This window comes from Streptococcus cristatus, from assembly GCF_003944225.1.
Classification (GTDB): Bacteria; Bacillota; Bacilli; order Lactobacillales; family Streptococcaceae; genus Streptococcus; species Streptococcus cristatus_K.
In genome coordinates, this window is record NZ_RJPN01000002.1 from 11,695 (window position 1) to 31,632 (window position 19,938).

19 protein-coding genes are annotated in these 19,938 nt (G+C 42.4%); all 19 read right to left on the minus strand.

All coding sequences use genetic code 11. From position 1 onward, the window contains the following. Positions 1 to 20: 20 nt before the first annotated feature. A complete protein-coding gene (locus D8797_RS03015; RefSeq protein ID WP_125379213.1) occupies positions 21 to 1,886 on the minus strand; it encodes an ABC-F family ATP-binding cassette domain-containing protein in 1,866 nt (621 codons plus the stop codon). After that, positions 1,883 to 3,088, minus strand: a complete 1,206-nt coding sequence (locus D8797_RS03020; protein WP_125379214.1) for a CCA tRNA nucleotidyltransferase — start codon at positions 3,086 to 3,088, stop codon at positions 1,883 to 1,885. The genes D8797_RS03015 and D8797_RS03020 overlap by 4 nt, the downstream gene beginning before the upstream one ends. Beyond that, the gene (dapB, locus tag D8797_RS03025) at positions 3,085 to 3,852 is read right to left on the minus strand and encodes a 4-hydroxy-tetrahydrodipicolinate reductase (RefSeq protein ID WP_125379215.1); all 768 of its coding nucleotides are present in this window, start codon (positions 3,850 to 3,852) and stop codon (positions 3,085 to 3,087) included. Before dapB ends, D8797_RS03020 begins: the two co-directional genes overlap by 4 nt. A 42-nt stretch (positions 3,853 to 3,894) precedes the next feature. Beyond that, complete coding sequence (locus tag D8797_RS03030) at positions 3,895 to 4,743, minus strand: DegV family protein (protein WP_125379408.1); 849 nt, start codon at positions 4,741 to 4,743, stop codon at positions 3,895 to 3,897. 2 nt (positions 4,744 to 4,745) lie between these two features. Continuing rightward, entirely contained in the window at positions 4,746 to 5,120 is a 375-nt protein-coding gene (locus tag D8797_RS03035; protein WP_005590470.1) for a DUF1149 family protein, read from the minus strand. 677 nt (positions 5,121 to 5,797) lie between these two features. Next, positions 5,798 to 7,189, minus strand: coding sequence for a vWA domain-containing protein (locus D8797_RS03040; RefSeq protein ID WP_125379216.1), 1,392 nt, complete (start codon positions 7,187 to 7,189; stop codon positions 5,798 to 5,800). Positions 7,190 to 7,517: 328 nt separating this feature from the next. Next, positions 7,518 to 9,479 (minus strand): PTS fructose transporter subunit IIABC, encoded by a 1,962-nt coding sequence (locus D8797_RS03045; RefSeq protein WP_125379217.1) that lies wholly within the window; start codon positions 9,477 to 9,479, stop codon positions 7,518 to 7,520. Next, entirely contained in the window at positions 9,476 to 10,387 is a 912-nt protein-coding gene (pfkB, locus tag D8797_RS03050) for a 1-phosphofructokinase (protein WP_125379218.1), read from the minus strand. Before pfkB ends, D8797_RS03045 begins: the two co-directional genes overlap by 4 nt. Then, a complete protein-coding gene (locus tag D8797_RS03055) occupies positions 10,384 to 11,127 on the minus strand; it encodes a DeoR/GlpR family DNA-binding transcription regulator (protein ID WP_125379219.1) in 744 nt (247 codons plus the stop codon). Before D8797_RS03055 ends, pfkB begins: the two co-directional genes overlap by 4 nt. Before the next feature lie 294 nt (positions 11,128 to 11,421). Next, positions 11,422 to 12,393, minus strand: a complete 972-nt coding sequence (locus tag D8797_RS03060; RefSeq protein ID WP_125379220.1) for a CPBP family intramembrane glutamic endopeptidase — start codon at positions 12,391 to 12,393, stop codon at positions 11,422 to 11,424. Between the two features lie 19 nt (positions 12,394 to 12,412). Beyond that, positions 12,413 to 13,036, minus strand: a complete 624-nt coding sequence (locus D8797_RS03065; protein ID WP_125379221.1) for a TIGR01906 family membrane protein — start codon at positions 13,034 to 13,036, stop codon at positions 12,413 to 12,415. Further along, a complete protein-coding gene (locus tag D8797_RS03070; protein WP_125379222.1) occupies positions 13,029 to 13,799 on the minus strand; it encodes a TIGR01457 family HAD-type hydrolase in 771 nt (256 codons plus the stop codon). Before D8797_RS03070 ends, D8797_RS03065 begins: the two co-directional genes overlap by 8 nt. Before the next feature lie 10 nt (positions 13,800 to 13,809). Next, the gene (locus tag D8797_RS03075; protein ID WP_125379223.1) at positions 13,810 to 14,547 is read right to left on the minus strand and encodes an acyl-[acyl-carrier-protein] thioesterase; all 738 of its coding nucleotides are present in this window, start codon (positions 14,545 to 14,547) and stop codon (positions 13,810 to 13,812) included. A gap of 3 nt (positions 14,548 to 14,550) precedes the next feature. Beyond that, positions 14,551 to 15,681 carry a radical SAM family heme chaperone HemW gene (gene hemW / locus D8797_RS03080; RefSeq protein WP_125379224.1) on the minus strand — a complete coding sequence of 377 codons (1,131 nt, stop codon included), beginning with the start codon at positions 15,679 to 15,681 and terminating at the stop codon, positions 14,551 to 14,553. A gap of 115 nt (positions 15,682 to 15,796) precedes the next feature. Continuing rightward, positions 15,797 to 16,090: a cupin domain-containing protein gene (locus D8797_RS03085; RefSeq protein WP_125379225.1), complete on the minus strand. Its 294-nt coding sequence runs from the start codon at positions 16,088 to 16,090 to the stop codon at positions 15,797 to 15,799. 210 nt (positions 16,091 to 16,300) lie between these two features. Beyond that, a complete protein-coding gene (locus D8797_RS03090) occupies positions 16,301 to 16,903 on the minus strand; it encodes a hypothetical protein (protein WP_125379226.1) in 603 nt (200 codons plus the stop codon). 201 nt (positions 16,904 to 17,104) lie between these two features. Beyond that, the gene (rfbB, locus tag D8797_RS03095; protein WP_062004974.1) at positions 17,105 to 18,151 is read right to left on the minus strand and encodes a dTDP-glucose 4,6-dehydratase; all 1,047 of its coding nucleotides are present in this window, start codon (positions 18,149 to 18,151) and stop codon (positions 17,105 to 17,107) included. 240 nt (positions 18,152 to 18,391) lie between these two features. Beyond that, a complete protein-coding gene (locus D8797_RS03100) occupies positions 18,392 to 18,985 on the minus strand; it encodes a dTDP-4-dehydrorhamnose 3,5-epimerase family protein (RefSeq protein ID WP_125379227.1) in 594 nt (197 codons plus the stop codon). Between the two features lie 4 nt (positions 18,986 to 18,989). Further along, complete coding sequence (gene rfbA, locus D8797_RS03105) at positions 18,990 to 19,859, minus strand: glucose-1-phosphate thymidylyltransferase RfbA (RefSeq protein WP_061422743.1); 870 nt, start codon at positions 19,857 to 19,859, stop codon at positions 18,990 to 18,992. Positions 19,860 to 19,938: the final 79 nt, after the last annotated feature.

Below are 19,938 nucleotides of genomic sequence, written 5' to 3' on the forward strand. Positions count from 1 at the left end.
ACATATAATTTGTAACTGTCCTACTCCAACTCACTCAGATACTCATAGCGCTCATACTTTTCAAGAAGCTGCTCATTCTTGTCATCCAGCTCCTTCTGAAGTTCCGATAGCTTGGTAAAGTCCGAACCGTTCTGCTCCATCTCCGTCTCAATGGTGGCAATGCGTGCTTCCAGCTCCTCGATATCCGCCTCGATGGTCTCCCACTCTTGCTTTTCAAAGTAGCCCATCCGCTTCTTCTGCTCCCGCGCCTTGACGGGCTTTTCCTTTTCTTTCTTTTGGGAAATAGCTGCGCTGGATTGTCTAAAAGCCTTCTCATCCAGATAGTCCGTGTAGTTGCCAAAGAACTCTCTGACCTCGCCATTCTCAAAAGCTAAAATCTTGCTGGCTACCTTATCGAGGAAATACCGATCATGGCTAACTGTAATTACTGGCCCTGCAAAGCCCTGCAGGAAATTCTCTAAGACCGTCAAGGTTGCAATATCCAAATCATTGGTCGGCTCGTCCAGAAGCAGGACATTGGGCTTTTCTAATAAAAGCTTGAGCAGGTAGAGCCGCTTCTTCTCTCCGCCAGACAATTTCTCAATCAAAGTGCCGTGGCTTGAGCGAGGAAAGAGAAACTGCTCCAAAAGCTCAGCAATGGATGTCGTCCCGCTACCACTCTTAACTTCTTCCGCCACTTCCTGCAAATAATTGATGACCCGCTTGGACTCATCTAGACCGTCAATACGCTGAGAAAAATAAGCCACTCGGACTGTTTCACCGATGATAACCTGACCAGACTGGGGCTGCAATTGACCAGCAATTAGATTGAGGAGAGTAGACTTGCCCACTCCATTATCTCCAACGATACCCAGTCGATCTTTGTTTTGCAGCAAGAGATTGAAATGCGACAAAATCTGCTTGTCTCCGTATGCAAAATCCACATCTCTAAACTCGATGACCTTCTTCCCAATACGACTGGTTTCAAAGTTCATCTCTAAGTCCGTCTGATTGGTCTGACCAGCCAAATCACTTTTAAGGTCATGGAAACGATTGATACGTGCCTGCTGCTTGGTCGCCCGCGCTTGAGGCTGACGGCGCATCCAGGACAGTTCCTGCTTGTAGAGCTGCTGTTTCTTGTGTAGGAGGGCAGCATCATGCTCATCCTGCTCAGCCTTGAGCCGAACATAGTCCTGATAGTTACCCTGATACTCAATCAAGCTCCCGCTGTCTAATTCAAAAATCCGCGTGGAAATATTATCCAAAAAATAGCGGTCGTGAGTGATAAAGAGGACGGTCTTCTTCGAATTTTTCAGGAAATTTGTCAGCCACTCAATCGTATCAATATCCAGATGGTTGGTCGGCTCATCCAGCAGCAGCAAGTCTGCTTCTGAAAGTAGCACCTGCGCCAACTGCACCCGCCGACGTAAACCACCAGAAAGCTGGCTGATTTTTGCTGCCAAATCTGAGATACCGAGCTTGGATAGGACGGTTTTTACCTGACTTTCAATCTCCCAAGCATGCAGCGAGTCCATTTCTGCCATGACCTTGTCTAGACGAGCTTGCTTGGCTTCATCATAAGCTGCCATGAGCAATTCATATTCTCGAATGAGCTGCATTTCTCGCAAATCACTGGACAAAACAGTATCCAAGACCGTCTTCTCTTCATCAAAGTCCGGTTCCTGAGTCAAATAGGAGATTTTATAGTCAGATTTTGCTGAAAAAGGATATACATCACCATCAAAGCCTGATTTGCCAGACAAGACATCTAAAAGAGTGGTTTTTCCTGTCCCATTGACTCCAATCAGTCCAATCCGATCCAAGTCGTGAATGATAAAAGAAATCTCTTGAAAGACGGTCTTATCCCCAACAGACTTGGTCAGCTTTTCAACGATAAAGTCGCTCATCCAACTTGCTCCTTAATAAAGTTCATAATCTCTTCCTTGCTATTTGCCAATTCTCCGTCGACAATGGCCCATTCAATTTTAGTCAGGATTTGTCCCAATTCTGGTCCGGGTTTAAAGCCATAATCTCGGATCAAATGACTACCCGTCACCACAATCTCATGTTTGTCATGAATGGTCAGAGCAGCATGTGTCTCTTCAATAGCCTCAAACTCAACTGGTAAGCCTGCTGCCTGTCTCAAACTTTCCGCCTGCAGAATCAAATCCAAATCATACTGATAGCAATCACGCTTAGAAAGACTCCGCTCCTGCCGAATCTCATAAACCGCCACTAGCTGATTTACTCGCTTTTGAAATTCATTGGACGTTTTCCAATGTTTCAAGAACTTGCGAACATCTTTTACCTTCAAAGCCAGCAAAAGTGCAGCCCAAGCCTGCTCAGAACTAGAAAATTGAAAATCTTCTTCTAAACCGTCTAGTAATTCCTGCAAAACTTTTGCTGAATGTTTCATATCAGGAAGAAAGTCGTAGGCAGCAGCTTTGAGCAGGCTCTCCAGACCTTTTCGCCAGAAAGGTGCCATCAGGAGCTTGTCAAACTCGATAAAAATCCGCTCTACCGATATTTTCTCCAAAAGCGGGGCACAATCTGCCATAGCCTGAAAGGTCAACTCTTCCAAATCAAAGTCTAAACCAGCCTGAAAACGGAAACCCCGCATGATGCGGAGAGCATCTTCATTGAACCGCTCTGCAGCCACTCCAACTGCCCGCAGAGTACGATTTTTCATATCTGCCAAACCATCAAAAAGGTCCACAATCTCCCCCTCTTGGTTTAAAGCAAGGGCATTGATTGTAAAATCCCTGCGCTTCAAGTCTTCTTCCAAAGAGCGCACAAAAGAGACCTGACTAGGCCTGCGGTAGTCCACATAGACATCCTCAGTCCGAAAGGTCGTTATCTCGTATTCTCCCTGACCTTCCAAGACCAGAACCGTTCCATGCTCAATGCCAACATCGACAGTCCGAGGAAAGATTGTTTTGATTTCCTCAGGATAGGCCGAGCTGGCAATATCTACATCGTGAATTGGCCGATTCAACAGAGCGTCTCGTACAGAACCGCCGACAAAATAAGCCTCAAAACCAGCCTCTTTAATCTTCTCTAATACTGGCAAAGCCTCCTGAAACTCAGAAGGCATCTTCTCTAATCTCATAGTAAATGTTCCAATCCATAGACCAATTCAGAGCGCTTCACTACCTCTTTGATACCTAGATTTACCCCAGTCATAAAGGAAGCTCGGTCATAGGAGTCATGCCGCAAAGTCAGTCCTTCTCCCTGACTACCAAAGATAACTTCCTGATGGGCCACCAATCCCGGCAAACGCACTGAGTGAATCCGCATGCCGTCAAAGTTAGCTCCTCGGGCACCAGCTAATGATTCTTCTTCATCAGCCGCTCCCTGCTGCTTGCTCGTCCGAACCTGACCGATTAATTCAGCTGTTTTGATAGCCGTACCGCTCGGTGCATCTTTTTTGTTGTCATGATGCAGTTCAATAATCTCAACATCTGAAAAATACTTGGCTGCTTGGGCTGCAAACTGCATAAGCAAAACAGCTCCCAGAGCAAAATTCGGCGCAATCAAACCGCCCAGACGCTTTTGACGAGATAGTTGGATCAATTCTTCAATCTGCTCAGGCGTGAAACCTGTCGTTCCGACTACTGGAGCAAATCCATTCTCAAGAGCGAAGCGAGTATTTTCATAAGCCACTTTGGGAGTCGTAAAGTCAATCCAGACATCCGCCTGAAGACCAGCTAGTTCTTCCTTAGTATTAAAAACTGGAACTCCCGCTACTTCCTTTTCATCTGTAAAAGGATCTAGCAGACCGGCCAATACCAACTCAGGATCTTCTGTTACCATTTTATAAGCTGCTTGTCCCATCTTTCCCTTGAAACCAGCAATAATGACTTTTATACTCATCTAGAACCTCTCTCTATTCTTGACTAACCGCCCTGCAAAACTCTAGACCAGCGGAATGTAGGCCAAAGCGACACTACCCTCGCCCAAGTGAGTTCCAATTACACTACCAAAGGTAGCCAGAGGAATATCATCCGCTATGCCAGCCGCTATCAGCTGCTGGCGTAAGCTTTCCGCCTTCTCTTCAGCATTCCCGTGAATCACCATGACTTGATAGGAAGCAGAGGTAGTTTTTTCCTCCACCACTTCAATCAATCTCTTAATCGCTTTCTTTTCTGTCCGAATCTTTTCAAAAACTTCAATGACACCTGCATCGTTAAAATACAGAATCGGCTTGATACTTAGGAGATTTCCCAAAATAGCTGCGCCATTGGACAAGCGACCGCCCTTAACCAGATGATTGAGATCGTCAACCATGATAAAGGCGCTGGTTCCATCAATTTGTCTCTGAATCTTGAGCAAAATCTCTTCAAAATCCTGTCCTTCCGCAGCCCAAGTCAAAGCATTTTCAACCATTAGCCCCAGCGGAGCACTGGTGATTTTTGAATCAGGAAAAGCGATTTTCAAGTCGGGAAACTCGTCCTTGAGATACTGGATATTTTGATAAAATCCTGAAATCCCACTGGATAAAAAGAGCCCTAGTACATGTGTGTAATCCTCGCCAGCAAGGCGCGTTAACATCTCCTCCAACTCTGCCACACTAGGCTGACTTGTCTTTGGCAAATCATCTGCAGCAGCCATTTTCTCATAAAACTCACTGGCTGTCAGATTTTTTCCTTCCACATAAGTCTCTCCAGCAATCACTACTGGAATATCGAGCACAAAAAGATGGTCATTTCCACGAAGGCTATCCGGTAAAAAAGCGGACGAATCCGTTATAACCGCTAATTTCATCATTAGAACTCCAAATTAATACCTGGCAAATCTAGCGCAATCTCAGTCACTTCATACGTCAAGCGATTGAGCATAGTCAAACAAGGACGCGCTAATTCTTCCACTTCTTCATGCTCAAACTCACTAGGTTCCTGCACCAAACGTCCTTGAATATGATTTGTCTGCGTGATCGTTCCACTAATTACAAAGCGATCAAACACAATCATGAAAGTCAAAATCACAATCATGGATGTTGAATTCTTTTCTTCATTTCTTTCAATCAGCTGAAAATTCACGTCAACTTTTGTTTCAGGTGTTCCATTTTCTTTTTCCCATTCAAAATTGCGTGCATCAAAATGATATTGGCTGACAAATTCTTGTTCACGTTGTAATTCCATTACTATTCTCCTAAAAATATACGATAGTCCATTATAACATAATTTAAGGAAAGTTTCTATGTAAAAAAGGAGCCTACCCAACAAATAGATAAAAAACTTCTCCTAACATTGCACAAGTGTAAGCAAATCTTCAATTTAGCATTTTTAAATAAGTTTTATTGCGCAAGATTTCAATTCAAAAAAGATTATAACTACCTTAGATGGATGTGCTCAAGTAACTACTTGTAATTGATTTCGGCGCTATTCCAGACTGGTTCGAAACGGACTTATAGTTATTGCCATGGGTATACTACAACATAGCTAAGGATCTCTTTCTTTCTGCTTAAATTGTCCTCGATCGCTTTCACATGTACAACACCTAAATCAGACTATGGACTGCCTTCACATCCAAATCATGAAACAATTTGATCAAAAATCTCGCGATTACAAGACAATAAAACGATGCTGGAAACTCATCTAGCAAGATAGTCAAAAACTAAGCAATAAACGTTTTTATCGCCTATCCTTTCCTATGTATTGATCAATAAAGAAATCAATGTTAACTAACATCACCCAGCTACAAGTTAACAAAGAACCAAAAAGCCTTAGTTCTGTATTGTACAAAACCAAGGCTTCTTCTTACATGACTTATGTCACTTTCGAAAAAGCAAGTAAAACTTACTTTATCCATGACTCTATTAGTCTTTTTTCTTAGCACTAATAGTCAATCCTGAAGCTACTGCAACTAATGCTACTCCAACTACAGCCAAGCCTGAAGAAACTTGCTCCCCAGTTTTTGGTAATTCAGCCACCTTATTAGAAATTGATGTAGTATGATAAACTGGCTTCGTACTTCCAATAGGTTTCGCTACTGTAGGAGCTGGAGCTTTTTGCTTAAGTACGACATGTGCTTCTGCCAAGAAGTCATATTTCTCTGTCACAATGCGGTAAACACGTCCTTCTTGGACAGTCTTAACAACATGATTTGTAAAATCACGATTTAAAAGACTAGAAAATTCTTGACGGATATCAAGGTAAAGACCTTTTGTTCCTTCAACTAGAGGTTTAAAAGTCGTTTTTTCGTATGTTACACCCACAACCGATAGGGAAATATCAGCCGCTTTAAGAGCTTTCAGAGTTTCTTCTACTGTTGGAATACCTGGAGTACTGAAATCAATACTTTCATCAGTAATCAAGAAAGCAAAACGACGATTATTAGAAGCTGTAGACCAATCGTAATCTTTTGAAGTTGCAATATGATGAAGAGGGGCTGTAGGCTCTTCTGTTCCACCGCCTGTTTGAATAGATCTAAGAGCCTTAATATACTCTTCTACATTCTTAGTGAATTTAGACCCATTAAAATCGAAATATTGAACATCCTTAGCAGACTCATACGCGATTAAGCCAAGACGAGCATCAACCTTTTTACTAGCTAAATCACGGACAAAAGCCTCAATATTTTGCATAACATTCTGAATAGATGAACCCATTGAACCTGACTTATCAATAGTAAAAACGATGTCAGCAGAACCAGACGATTGCTTCGTAATTGTCACATCTGCTTCTTTCATCACTTTTTCAAATGTTGTCTTCTTGATGGTCTGAGTAACATCAGCTACATACTCATCCGTATCAACATGATCGGTAACTGTCTTTGATGTAGCAACTGGCGCTTTTTCTCCAACAGCAGTTCCTTTAGCAGCTACACTAGTTGTCTCAACACTCACAGAAGCCTCTGCTTTAGCAACAGCTTCTGTACCAGCTTCATTTTCTTTCGTATCCACTTTGACATCAGTAGAAGTAGTAGATACTTTCACTACATCACCAGGTTTAGCCTTATCAATTGGCACTACTGGAGTACTAACCTTTTCTTGAATCTCTTTGGCTGTCTCAGAAAGTTGTTGATTAGCCTGAGTTGTTTTAGCAGCAAGTTCATTTGAGCTTACTTGAGCTAGCTCATTAGCAGCTTGACTTGGCTTATTTACCTCATCAGCATCAGCTTGTGTAACTGCTGTAAAAACAGATGCTAGGGCAACTGAAAATAAAACAGATTTGCATTTCCAAAATAAAGAACGCTTCTTATTTTTCATAAGTATTCTCCTTTAATAAATTTTGAATATATTATATCAATATCAAGGGGATTTGTCAAATATGATCTAATGTTCGGAACAACTTGCTATATTTACTAAAATCAGATTCTAGATTCTCTTTGATAACAAATTCAATTCTTGAAATTATTTTCAAAACATGGTATAGATATTAATCCAAAGAACGCTTCTTATTTTATTTCTGTAAGTAAAGTTTTTATCAAGATTTCATTTCCTTTTATTTCACCTAACAATGAGACCTCTGCCTATCAAGATTCTAGAAGATGCAAAAAGAATCTTGACAAGCCATCAAGATTCTTTCGCGTAGGTTTTATTTTTCAAGTGGTTTACGCAAATATCCGAAAAGAATACCGCTGACAACTGCACCAATCAAGACATATACCAAGTAAAGGATTGGGTTGTTAGTCAAACCGATTACAAAGATTCCTCCATGAGGAGCCATAAGTTTGATGCCAGACAGACCGACAAGTGCACCTGTAAGAGCTGAACCGACGATAAAGCTTGGAATTGCACGGGCTGGGTCAGCAGCTCCAAAAGGAATCGCACCTTCTGTGATGAAGGAAAGGCCCATAACGATATTTGTCAAACCAGAATCACGTTCTTCAGTAGTAAATTTATCTTTGAAAAGTAGAGTTGCAACAAATACTGCAAGCGGTGGAACCATACCGGCTGCCATAACCGCTGCCATGACTGGAGAACCACCAGTTGAAACAGTACTTGCCAGCGTACTTGTACCAAATACATAAGCTGCTTTGTTGACTGGTCCACCCATATCGACAGCCATCATACCACCGACTAAGAGACCGAGAAGAACCGCAGAGCTTCCGCTTAGACTTGCCAAGAAATCGTTGAGGGCTGTATTGATTGCTGACATAGGGATATTGACTGCCAGCATAAGGAATCCAGTCACAAGAACACCAAGAAGTGGCAAGAGCAAGATGGAACGAATACCTTCAAGTGAGCGAGGCAGACCTGCAAGTAATTTGCGAAGGACTAAAATCACGCCACCAGCTAAGAATCCACCGACCAGAGCTCCAAGGAAACCAGATGATACACCAGCTAGAGAGAGTGTCTTCTCACCACCTGCAGCATAGGCAACACCACCAAATGATGCACCACTGCTAGCAATTGCACCGGCTACGAAACCAGAAACCAAACCTGGCTTTTCAGCGATTGAGTAAGCGATATAACCAGCCAATACTGGCAACATGAAGCCAAAGGCTGCACCACCAATTGCTTTAAATTGAGCCGCAATTTCATGATAGCTTCCCAGATTAGAAAGCTGATCCTTTGGCACGCCTAAAATCTGATCCAGCAAGAAGGCAATGGCAATCATAATCCCGCCACCAATAACGAATGGCAACATTTGAGAAACACCGCTCATCAAGTGCTTGTAAAAAGCTCCGCCCAAGCTAAGTTTTTCATTGCTGCTAGCTACTGCAGCGCTACCATTAGCAGCCTTGTAAACTTCAGCATTGCCAGAAAGAGCCAGATTGATGAGTTCTTCTGTCTTGCGAATACCGTCTGCAACCGGGCGACTGATTAAAGGTTTGCCGTCAAAACGATCCATTTCAACAGCCTTGTCTGCTGCGATGATAACTGCTTTAGCTTTTTTAATGTCTTCTGCTGTCAATTTGTTGCCAACACCGCTGGCACCATTGGTTTCAACCTTGATACCAACACCCATTTCAGCAGCCACTTTTTGAAGGGCTTCTTGAGCCATGTAAGTGTGGGCGATCCCTGTCGTACAAGCTGTAACGGCTACGAGGAAGTCACCAGATTCGTTGGCAGGAGCAACAGTTGCAGGCTCTTCTGCTTTTTCTGAAGCTTGGTCAAAAAGCTCGATCACTTGATCAGGCGAAGTTACTTGACGAAGTTTATCCGCAAAGCCGTCTTTCATCAAGTATTGAGACAATTCTGCTAGGGCTGCCAAGTGAGTATCGTTAGCACCTTCTGGGGCCGCAATCATGAAGAAGAGATCAGTTGGCTGACCATCCAAACTTTCATAGTCAACACCCTTGTTTGACTTAGCAAAGAGAACTGTTGCTTCTTTGACAGCAGAATTTTTGCTGTGCGGCATAGCGATTCCCTCACCTAAACCAGTTGAAGTCAAGGCTTCACGCGCTAGGATTCCTTCCTTAAATGTTTCAAAATCCGTCACATAACCGTGATCGACCAAGCTTTTAATCATCTCTTCGATGACAGCTGTTTTTTCAGTTGCCTGCAAATCCAGCAACATGACATCTTTTCTCAATAGGTCTTGAATTTTCATCGTTTTTCTACCTCAACTTTTTCATATGTTTCTTTAATAAATTCCGCTGTTGCCAAGTCATCCGAGAAGGTAGTTGCCGTTCCGCAAGCCACTCCCCATTTGAAGGCTTCTACTGCATCTTTGGATTTGACAAATTCACCTGTAAATCCGGCAACCATAGAGTCGCCAGCTCCGACTGAATTTTTCACTGTTCCCTTGATTGGTTTAGCAAAGTAAGCTCCCTCAGAGGTTACAAGAAGAGCACCATCCCCAGCCATAGAGATAATGACGTTCTGAGCACCTTTGGCCAGTAACTCACGAGCGTATTTCTCGATTTCGTCCAAACTTTCCAGTTTCACTCCAAAGATAGCTCCAAGTTCATGATTATTTGGTTTGACCAAAAGTGGCTGGTAGTCCAAACTATCAATCAAGGTCTGTCCTTCAAAGTCACAAACCACTTGCGCACCAGTCTGGCGTGTCAAGGCAATCAGCTCCTTGTAGATGACATTTCCCAAGTTCTTAGCACTTGAACCCGCAAATACAACCGTATCTTCTGCTGTCAAACTAGATAAAATTGCTTTTAATTCTTCTAGCTGAGCTGGTTCAACATTTGGACCCGTTCCATTGATTTCTGTTTCTTGGTCTGCTTTGATTTTAACATTGATACGCGTATCTTCTGCCACTTGGACAAAACGAGTTTCGATTTCTTCTTCTGCCAAAGTGTCTGTGATAAATTTACCAGTAAAGCCTCCGATAAATCCAGTCGCTGTATTTGGAATACCCAAGCGTTTCAAAACACGACTGACATTGATTCCTTTCCCACCAGCAAACTTATCATCACTGTCCATACGATTGACACTACCGACTTGAACTTGGTCCAAACGAACGATATAGTCAATGGAAGGATTGAGTGTGACTGTATAAATCATGCTTCTATTACCTCCGTTTTTTCTTTAATCTTTTGAATCACTTCAGATTCTGTCTGGTTTGTAATGAGCCTTGCGCGCGATATCGGGGCCACTTTTGCAAAAGATGTCTGACCTAACTTTGAGGCATCGGCCAAAACATAGGTTCTCTTGGCATTTTCGAGAATAGCGCGTTTCACTGCTCCTTCTTCCATATCCGGAGTCGTGAAAAATCCATCGTCAATTCCATTCATTCCGATAAAAGCCTTGTCAAAATTTAGCTGTCCGATTTGATTTAGAGCTACACCACCAATACTAGCATCTGTCGAGCGTTTCACGACACCGCCAATAATCACTGTGAGAATATTGCGCTCCACCAGCTTAGTCGCATGGTGGATAGAATTGGTCACCACCGTCACGCTCGGATCGTGCAATTCATTGACTAAGAGTTCATTGGTCGTCCCTGCATCAATAAAAATGACATCGTATTCTTGAATCAAGCTGGCTGCTTTTTGAGCAATTCTAGTTTTTTCTTGAATGTTTTTGATAGATTTTTCTTGATTGCTTTCTTCCTCCTGCAAGAAATGAAGACTCTCTGCACCACCATGCACACGCCTCAACTTCCGCTCGCTTTCAAGCTCATCTAAATCTCTTCTAACAGTTGATTCTGAAGTGTCTAAAGCTTTTACTAGATACTCTAAAGAAACAAATTTATCTTTCATAACTTTCTCGAGAATCAGCTGCTTTCTTTTCGACTTCAGCATAGAATACCTCCTCTGCAATCGATTACAGTTCTATTATACAAGATTAAATTTCAAAGTCAAGCATTTTCTATCATTTTCTATCAAAATAAATCATTTGTTTGAATATAGAAGAGGCTGGGACAAAAGTCCTAGCCTCTCAATTGTCTTTGGATTGTCGAGCAAGACGCAGTGGTTGAGTGGACTCTACTACGCTGATTTCATCAGCTTTTACAGCCCTACTCAACTGTGCGGAGGTGGGACGACGAAATCGAATCTAACGAATTACCGATTTCTGTCCCACTCTCAATTCCTTTATTATCTTGTAGTGATATAGACAAGAAGGATCGGTAAAAAGGCAGCAAGCACACATAAGATTGAAAATACCCAGAACCAGACCGATTTAAGAGCTTGCCTATATGTTCCTGGCTGAGATCTATTTTCAGCTATATAAGCTTTAATTTTCGACCTATTTAGGATAAGTACAATCAATACTACCGTTGCTCCTACAGTCATCAATCCATAATTTATGAGATTCACGATACTTTCTGGGATATAGTTGGTCAGGAAATCAAGTCCTTCTGCGATGACCAAATTATTGAAAATATGGAAGAAGATCACCCAGAAAATGGAATATTCAAAAGCGATGTAACCAAATCCCAGACCAATCATAGCAGCAAAATAAAGCTGATAGAGATTTTCATGAAACAGTCCAAAAAGGAGAGCCGTCATGACAATGGCAAATACTTTTCCGTGCTTTTCCAAAGCCCGCAAGCCTGCTCCCCGAAAAATAATCTCTTCTGTAATCGGTGCCATGATTGTTGTATAGATAAACATGGTGATTGAATGAGAGCTGAAATCTTGGGATAAAATTTCAGAAAGATCCAAGCCAAAGAGAGACAAAATAGCATTCATGATCTGACTCGTCAAAGTGCTAAATAGCTGAGAGAAAAACAAAAAACAAATCATGAAGAAGAAGACTTTGGCTGTCATTTTTTTATTTTTCTTGCGCAAATCTTGAGTGAAAAGCTGCTTGCCTCGGAAAATCGTGAAAATAAGCACTCCCACACAAGAAGCGATAATGTAGGAACCGCCATCTTTATCCATAAAACTTTTCACAAATTCTTCAGTCTTACCTATATCAAAACCCTGCTGAAAAAGAACAAAGAAATAGGAAAAGACAGTATAAAGTATGACAACCACTAGCATCACGATAGAATAAGTGAAGCAGCTTGCTGAAAATCTCCCCAAATCTTTCTTGGGATTTAAAGGCTCAGGTAACGTATTCATAAATTCTCCTTTGTTATTATTAGCTACGAGTCTTTCTACTGAAAAAATACAAACTTAAAAAGATTCCCTCGTAAAGAAGAGCAAAAAGAATAAAGGCGTGCATGAAAAATTCTTCTGGCAAAATCCAGATGACTGGATCCTTGGCTGGATCAAATAGCCATGTATTGTCTCCCACAAAAAGCACTTGATGAAAGAGCGTAAAAAAGCTGTTAAAACCAATCAAGCCAGCCAAGCAAATCATGACGAAGGGCAATACGCTCAAGAAAAACAAACTTCTTTGATAAAGAGCTAAAAATCCTTTTTTGACCACTTTTTTGATAAAGAAAATCAAAGCAGGCAAGGTTAGTACAAAGACAGCCTGCGCAAATTGGAAGAGATACTTGACTGCCTGAAAATGATGCAGGCCGGCTGCCGACGAGCGAAAATCAGGCATCGCCAACTTCTGACTAAAAGGATTTGTCAAGTAATTCAGCAAAATGTTGAAATTATACTGGATGGTCTCTGCTTTCAAATGAACCTTATCGGGCAAAGCGAAATAGGAAATTTCCAGCGGGTAAAACAACCAAGCTAGGTAAATGGTCAACAAAATGGCTACTGCCAGCAAGCACAAGACGCTGGCTGAAAATCTCAACTTATCACGCATCGAAGTCCCACTCCGCTAGACTGGACAAGACATGCGTCGGTTGGATCGGCAGATTGGGCACCTCTTCTGGCAGGGTAAAGCCTGTCGTAACCAAGAGGGTCGGAATGCCGTTATCGATTCCCGCTCGAATATCTGTCAGATAGTTATCACCCACCATGACCACGTCCTCACGCGCCAGTCCTAGATGCTCTATGGCTTTTTCCATAATGATGGCATTGGGCTTGCCGATAAAGGTGGGCTCAACCCGAGTGGCCGCTTCCAAGAGAGCATTGATAGCACCCGCTCCCGGCTGCAGTCCTCGCTCAGTCGGAATATTGAGGTCGGGATTGGTTCCGATAAAGTGAGCCCCCTTTTGAATGGCTAGAGTCGCTACTGTCAGCTTCTCGTAGTCTACTTCCCAGTCCAGCCCCACTACCACATAGTCAGGATTTTCTGTATCCTCTATGTATCCAGCTGCTTCAATGGCATGTTTAAGCCCGACATCACCGATGACGTAGACTTTTTTGCCCAGATTTTTCTCCTGCATATAATCAATAGTCGCCAAAGTCGCCGTGTAAATAGTCTCAAGTGGCGTCTCAATATTGAAATTCTCAGCCAACATGGTCTGAACCATTTCTGGCGTGCGCGTAGTATTATTGGTCACGAAAAGATAGGGAATCTTGCGCTTCTGCAACTCATGCACAAAAGCTTCGCCAGCCGGAATCCGGCTCTTTCCCTTATAAATCGTCCCATCTAAATCGATCAAATATCCTTTATAAGTCATATATTACTTTCTAATCTTTTTCAATCTCTTGCCAAGTGATCATCGCTTGGGCATTAACTTCGCCATCACTAGAAATCTGGTGAGTGCTCTGCAGACCGTCTAGTTCATAGCTAGAGGCAATCATGCCGCCCGGTCGAACTTCCTTGACATACTTCAGGTTGATTTTCTGAGGAATATGCTGGGTAAGGAAATCTGCTCCCATGACCTCAAAAATCCAGTCCAGATACTTGCTATTGTTGACATGTCCATTCATATCCAAGTCGTAAAAGCGCACATGATAGTCCTTGCTGATAGGATCTTCTAAGTTTGGATATTTAGGGCCACGAAGTAATTTCTTAGAAAATTCCGACTGATAAGGTGCAACAATTTCAGGTTCAACTGCATGAACCTTGCGGCTATCCCGATCCATAAGGACAAAGGTTGCCATCATCTGGATAATAGCCTCACCCGCTTCATCAAAAATCGTGAAGCGACGGTAGCAAAAAAGCCGATTGTAAGTCAAGGCCTCTGTCTCAATGGTGATCTCCTCTGCAAATCGAGGTAAACGAACCACATCAATATCATAGTCTGTGATAATCCAGACTAGATTATACTGCTCCAGTATGTCCTTGTCGCTGACGCCAAGCTCAATCGACTGCATGCCTGATACCTGCAAGGACAGCAAGATGACATCAGGCAGCTTGATATGGCCATTCATATCCGCCATATCAAAAGGAATTTTCATTTTCATTTGATAAGTTAAGCCCATGATTTACTCCAATATAAATTTCTCAGCAACCGTATCGCCCAAAAAGAGGCCTTTTTTAGTCATGCGTACGATGTCTCTATCCGGGACTAGCAAGCCCTGCTCAGTCAGCTCAGACACCACAGATCCGTACTGATCTTCAAAGGAAAGACCGAATTTTTCCTCGAAGCGTTTTTTAGAAATACCTGTTTTCTTGCGCAGCCCTAGAAATAGCTCTTCTTCCATCTTTTCATTCAGCGTCAGCACTTCTTCCTGAACACGGGCATTGCCCGCTTCCACCGCCTGCAGATAATGACGAATGGGCCCGTGGTTTTTATAGCGAACACCATCGACATAGCCAGACGCTCCCGCTCCAATACCATAATATTCCGCATTGTCCCAGTACATGAGATTGTGGCGGCTCTCAAAGCCTGGCTTGGAAAAGTTTGAAATCTCATAATGCTCAAAGCCCGCCTTTTCCAACTCCGAAATAATGTAGTCAAACATCTCCGCTTCCAAGTCTTCTTTGGGTAGAGGCAACTTTCCTCTCCTCATCCGATTCATGAAGACTGTATGATTTTCTAAAATCAAACTGTACAAACTCATGTGGGGAATGTCCAGAGCAATGGCCTTGGCTACATTGGTTTTCACATCCTCCATAGTCTGCTTGGGAAGGGCATAAATCAGGTCAATCGAGATATTATCAAAACCTGCTTTTTTAAGATTAGCAATATTCTCATAGATGTCCTTTTCCGAGTGACTGCGACCAATTTGCTTGAGCATGCGGTCGTTGAAAGTCTGTACGCCCAGCGAAACCCGATTGACAGGTGAATCTTTGAGTACAGCAATCTTCTCCTGGTCCAAATCCCCAGGATTGGCTTCAATGGTCAGCTCCTCAAGATAAGACAAATCAAGCTTATCCGTCAGCTTTTCCAGCAAAAAAGCCAACTGAGGCGCCGATAGAGCCGTCGGAGTCCCCCCTCCGATATAGAGGGTACGGAGCTTTTTGATATCGTAAGAATCATACTCCTCAATCAAATGCTCCAGATAACTATCTACCGGCTGATTTTTGATAAAAACCTTGGAAAAATCGCAGTAATAACAAATCTGAGTACAAAAAGGAATATGCACATAGGCAGAAGTTGGTTTAGTTTGCATAGTATTTATTATAGCATAAAATTAGCAACAAAACCCCCTTGGAGAATAGAATAAAAAACTCAAGAAATAGAAAAATTCCTTGAGTTAATGTTGAAAGAGCTTCTGTTCGAGTAGATCACGGATAAAGCAACTGCTGAATCACTAAAACATGGCTCTCTTCTACGCCATATAAACTATGAAGTTCATTCGGCTCCATTGTCAGAAAACTTCCCGGTACTAATTGTACAGTTTCTCCTAAGGCAGTAAAATCCACTTTTCCTTCTAGACAGACAACTGTAACAAGAGCATCTGCACTATGTTCAGGGATTTGTTTTCCTTTAGCAAGGTGCAAATGGCGGATGAGACGTCCTTGCTCTTCGACTGGAGTTTCAACCACATCAACATTTCGATCTATTGAGTAAAATTTCATCGTTTTCCCTCCTTTTCTTCATTTTAGCATAATTCCGAAGAATTGTCTGAATTTTTTAATATTCCTAATTACTACCTACAAAGTTACATAATATGGTATTTTCATCATGCTCTGTTCAATTAATTTCTTAAATATAAAAAGATTGAAGAACGTCACCTAAAATAGGTCTTTTCTTCAATCTAGAAATTTGTTATGAATTAGATTTCAAAATCATTGAATTCCATAAGCCATACTGATCTGGATTTTAGCAACTCCATTCTGCAAGCTGATTTTGTCAATGCTGAACGGACTCTGCGGCAGAGATAGAAGGAAACTATCTCCCTCCGTTGTGATAGTCGAATTAGAGGTCTGCAGTTGCTGCTTCAGCATGCCAGTCACCCAGGATTTAGGGATAGGAAGGATGCCTAGCTTGGCACTATCAATTGTGATGTATAAGGAACTCCCCTTCACCGCCACATCCACCTCTAGATCAAGCTTACTATCAATAAAAAACAGCTTAACCGGATACTGGATGCGCAGCTTATTGCCTTCAATACTGTAAGCACTGTTCAATAATTCCTGATTTTCAGACTCAGTCAGCGAAAACTTAAGTACCTGATTGAGCTGGACGCTATTTAGAGAGACCTCAGTGCTAACTCCCTGAGCCGTTATATTGGCATTACTCAAAGTTGGCTCAATCATACTTTCCCACGAAGTATCCGCTTGAACATTTTTTAGTTGTTCATTCGGATTGATAGAAGAAGGAACCAGAAATAGCACTGCTGCAAGCAACAGCACCAAAACAATTCCTACCAATCTTTTGATCAATTTCATATCTGTCTTCCTTTACTTTGAGAAATATCCTTAGCTGAAAACACAAAAAGGATTTATCTCATTTTACACTATTTTTACATCATTTTCTGTAACAAACAGATTAAAAGGCTAACAATCCTATAAAAAAGACTGGGACAAATAATCCCAGCCTCTTCGTCTCATATCGCCTGTATAACAAGGCTTAGCATAGATAGTCTATTCTTACTTAATCACTTGTTGCGTCTTAGCATAGTTGGCTTCGACTGCTTCTTTTTCAGATTTCCACCAGTCTTGATTGTCTGTGTACCACTTGATGGTCTCTTTGAGACCTGCTTCAAAGTTGGTAAACTCTGGCTTCCATCCTAGCTCATCACGAAGCTTGCTAGCATCAATAGCATAGCGGAGGTCGTGACCCGCACGATCTGTCACATGGTCATAAGCATCAGCCGGCTGTCCCATTTCCTTGAGAATCAGCTCCAGCACTTCCTTGTTATTCTTCTCACCGTCAGCACCGATCAAGTAAGTTTCACCAATTTGACCCTTGGTCAAAATCGTCCAAACACCTGATGAATGGTCATTAGTATGAATCCAGTCACGGACGTTTTTACCTTCACCGTAGAGTTTTGGCTTGATACCGCTCAGGATATTGGTAATCTGGCGCGGAATAAACTTCTCGATGTGCTGGTAAGGACCATAGTTGTTTGAACAGTTAGAAATCGTCGCTTTCACGCCAAATGAGCGCACCCAAGCTTTGACAATCAAGTCTGAAGCTGCCTTGGTTGATGAATAAGGCGAGCTTGGATTATACTTGGTTTCAGCCGTAAATTTCTCACCTGGACCTTCTCCATGGCCTGGTAAATCTTCACGTAAAGGAAGATCGCCATAAACCTCGTCAGTCGATACATGGTGGAAACGAATGTCGTACTTACGAGCGGCTTCCAAAAGTGTGTAAGTTCCGATGAAATTGGTGTGGATAAAGGGACTCGGGTCATTGAGCGAGTTATCATTGTGGCTTTCTGCCGCATAGTGAACGATAGCATCAGCTTCAGCTGCCAGCTTATCTACCAAGGCTGCATCAGCAATATCTCCAACAACCAACTCAACACGGTCGCCTAAAATCTCTTCAATATTAGCGCGATTACCTGCGTAAGTCAGCTTGTCCAGCACTGTCACATGGACATCTGGAAAGTTATTGTAAACATAGTGGACAAAGTTAGAACCGATAAAACCAGCTCCACCTGTCACGATAATTTTTTTGTATTCAGTCATTTTTATTCCTTAACTTTTTTATAATTGCCTTAAGTGGTAGGGACGCAAGCAAACCTCCGGTTTCATTGCTTATTTTTGAGCCTTATGTCTCAAAAATCCCCTGTCATGTAACAAACTAAATAATTTGTTACATGACTTACACCACGGCGGCAATCATTTCTTTAATTCGCTTCGCTCGGATTAGAGCTGAGCTAAATCATATATTTCAGTATCAATTAATGAATCAGAAAAGAAATCTTCTTATAAATCTTCTTTTCTTAGAGGTTTGACATCCTTAAGTAATGGATGGTTCTTGTCTGCTTCTGAGACTTCTGCTGCTTCTAGATTTTCCCACTGGATGCCTAGAGCTGGGTCTGCATAGTTGACAAAGGCATACTTCGGTTTGAGCTCCAAAGCCCAATAATCATTCACCAGATAGCTATAAGAAACGGTGTCAGAAAGGACTTGGAAGCCGTTGGCGACGCCCCGTGGCACAAAAATCCCCTTGCTGGCATCGATTACTGTCTGGTAGGTATTGCCAAAGGTCTTACCTTCACGCAGGTCGACCCAAGATCCCAGCACCTTACCATCATCTGCAACAGAGATGTACTTGTCCCAAGGCTCAGCGTGAAGCCCACGCAGGACATTTTTACGAGAAAAGCTGACATTATTTTGCAGTTTTCCTTCTGCAAAGAAGCTTTCAGGGAAGCCTAGCGGCAGCATTTTTTCCTTCTGGAAATTTTCCTTAAACCAGCCTCGGTTGTCCCCGCGTACAGGAATATCAAATTCTAACATTCCAGGAATTCCGGGAACTTCACGCGCTGCTAATTCCTTATCAAAAAATTGTTCTGTCATCTTCTTATGCTTCTCCAATCAAACGGAGCAAGTATTGTCCGTATTCATTCTTCTTCAACGGCTGTGCCAATTCGTGCACTTGCTCTTTAGTGATATAGCCCATACGATAGGCAATTTCTTCCAAATTTGCCACCTGCACGTTCTGCATACGCTGAACTGTTTCGATATATTGTGCTGCCTCTAGGAGACTTTCGTGGGTACCTGTATCCAACCAAGCAAAACCACGTCCCATGAGCTCAACAGACAAGTCACCACGATCCAAGTAAGCCTTGTTAACATCAGTGATTTCCAATTCTCCGCGAGGACTTGGCTTGATGTTCTTGGCAATTTCAACGACATCATTGTCGTAGAAATACAGTCCTGTCACTGCATAGTTAGAGCGCGGCTGTTCTGGTTTTTCTTCGATGGAGATAGCATTCATATTTTCATCAAATTCTACGACACCAAAGCGTTCTGGATCCTTGACATGGTAGCCAAAGACAGTTGCTCCTTTTTCCTTAGCAGCAGCATTTTGGAGCATTTTACTCAGACCTGGTCCATGGTAAATATTATCCCCAAGAATCAGCGCTACATTATCATCGCCAATAAAATCAGCCCCAATGATAAAGGCCTGTGCCAGTCCGTCTGGACTTGGCTGCTCTGCATAAGAGAGCTTGATACCAAACTCAGAGCCGTCACCCAGCAAATCCTCAAAACGAGGCAAATCTGTTGGAGTGGAGATAATCAAGATGTCCTTGATACCAGCCAGCATAAGAGTTGACAGCGGATAATAAATCATGGGTTTGTCATAAACCGGCATGAGCTGTTTTGACGCAGCGCGGGTCAATGGGTACAAACGTGTACCAGAACCACCTGCAAGAATAATACCTTTCATATGAGTTTCCTCTCTTAATGTATTCCCTTTATTTTACCATTTTTGAAAGCGGATGTCACCCTTTTCACTCCCCTTAAAT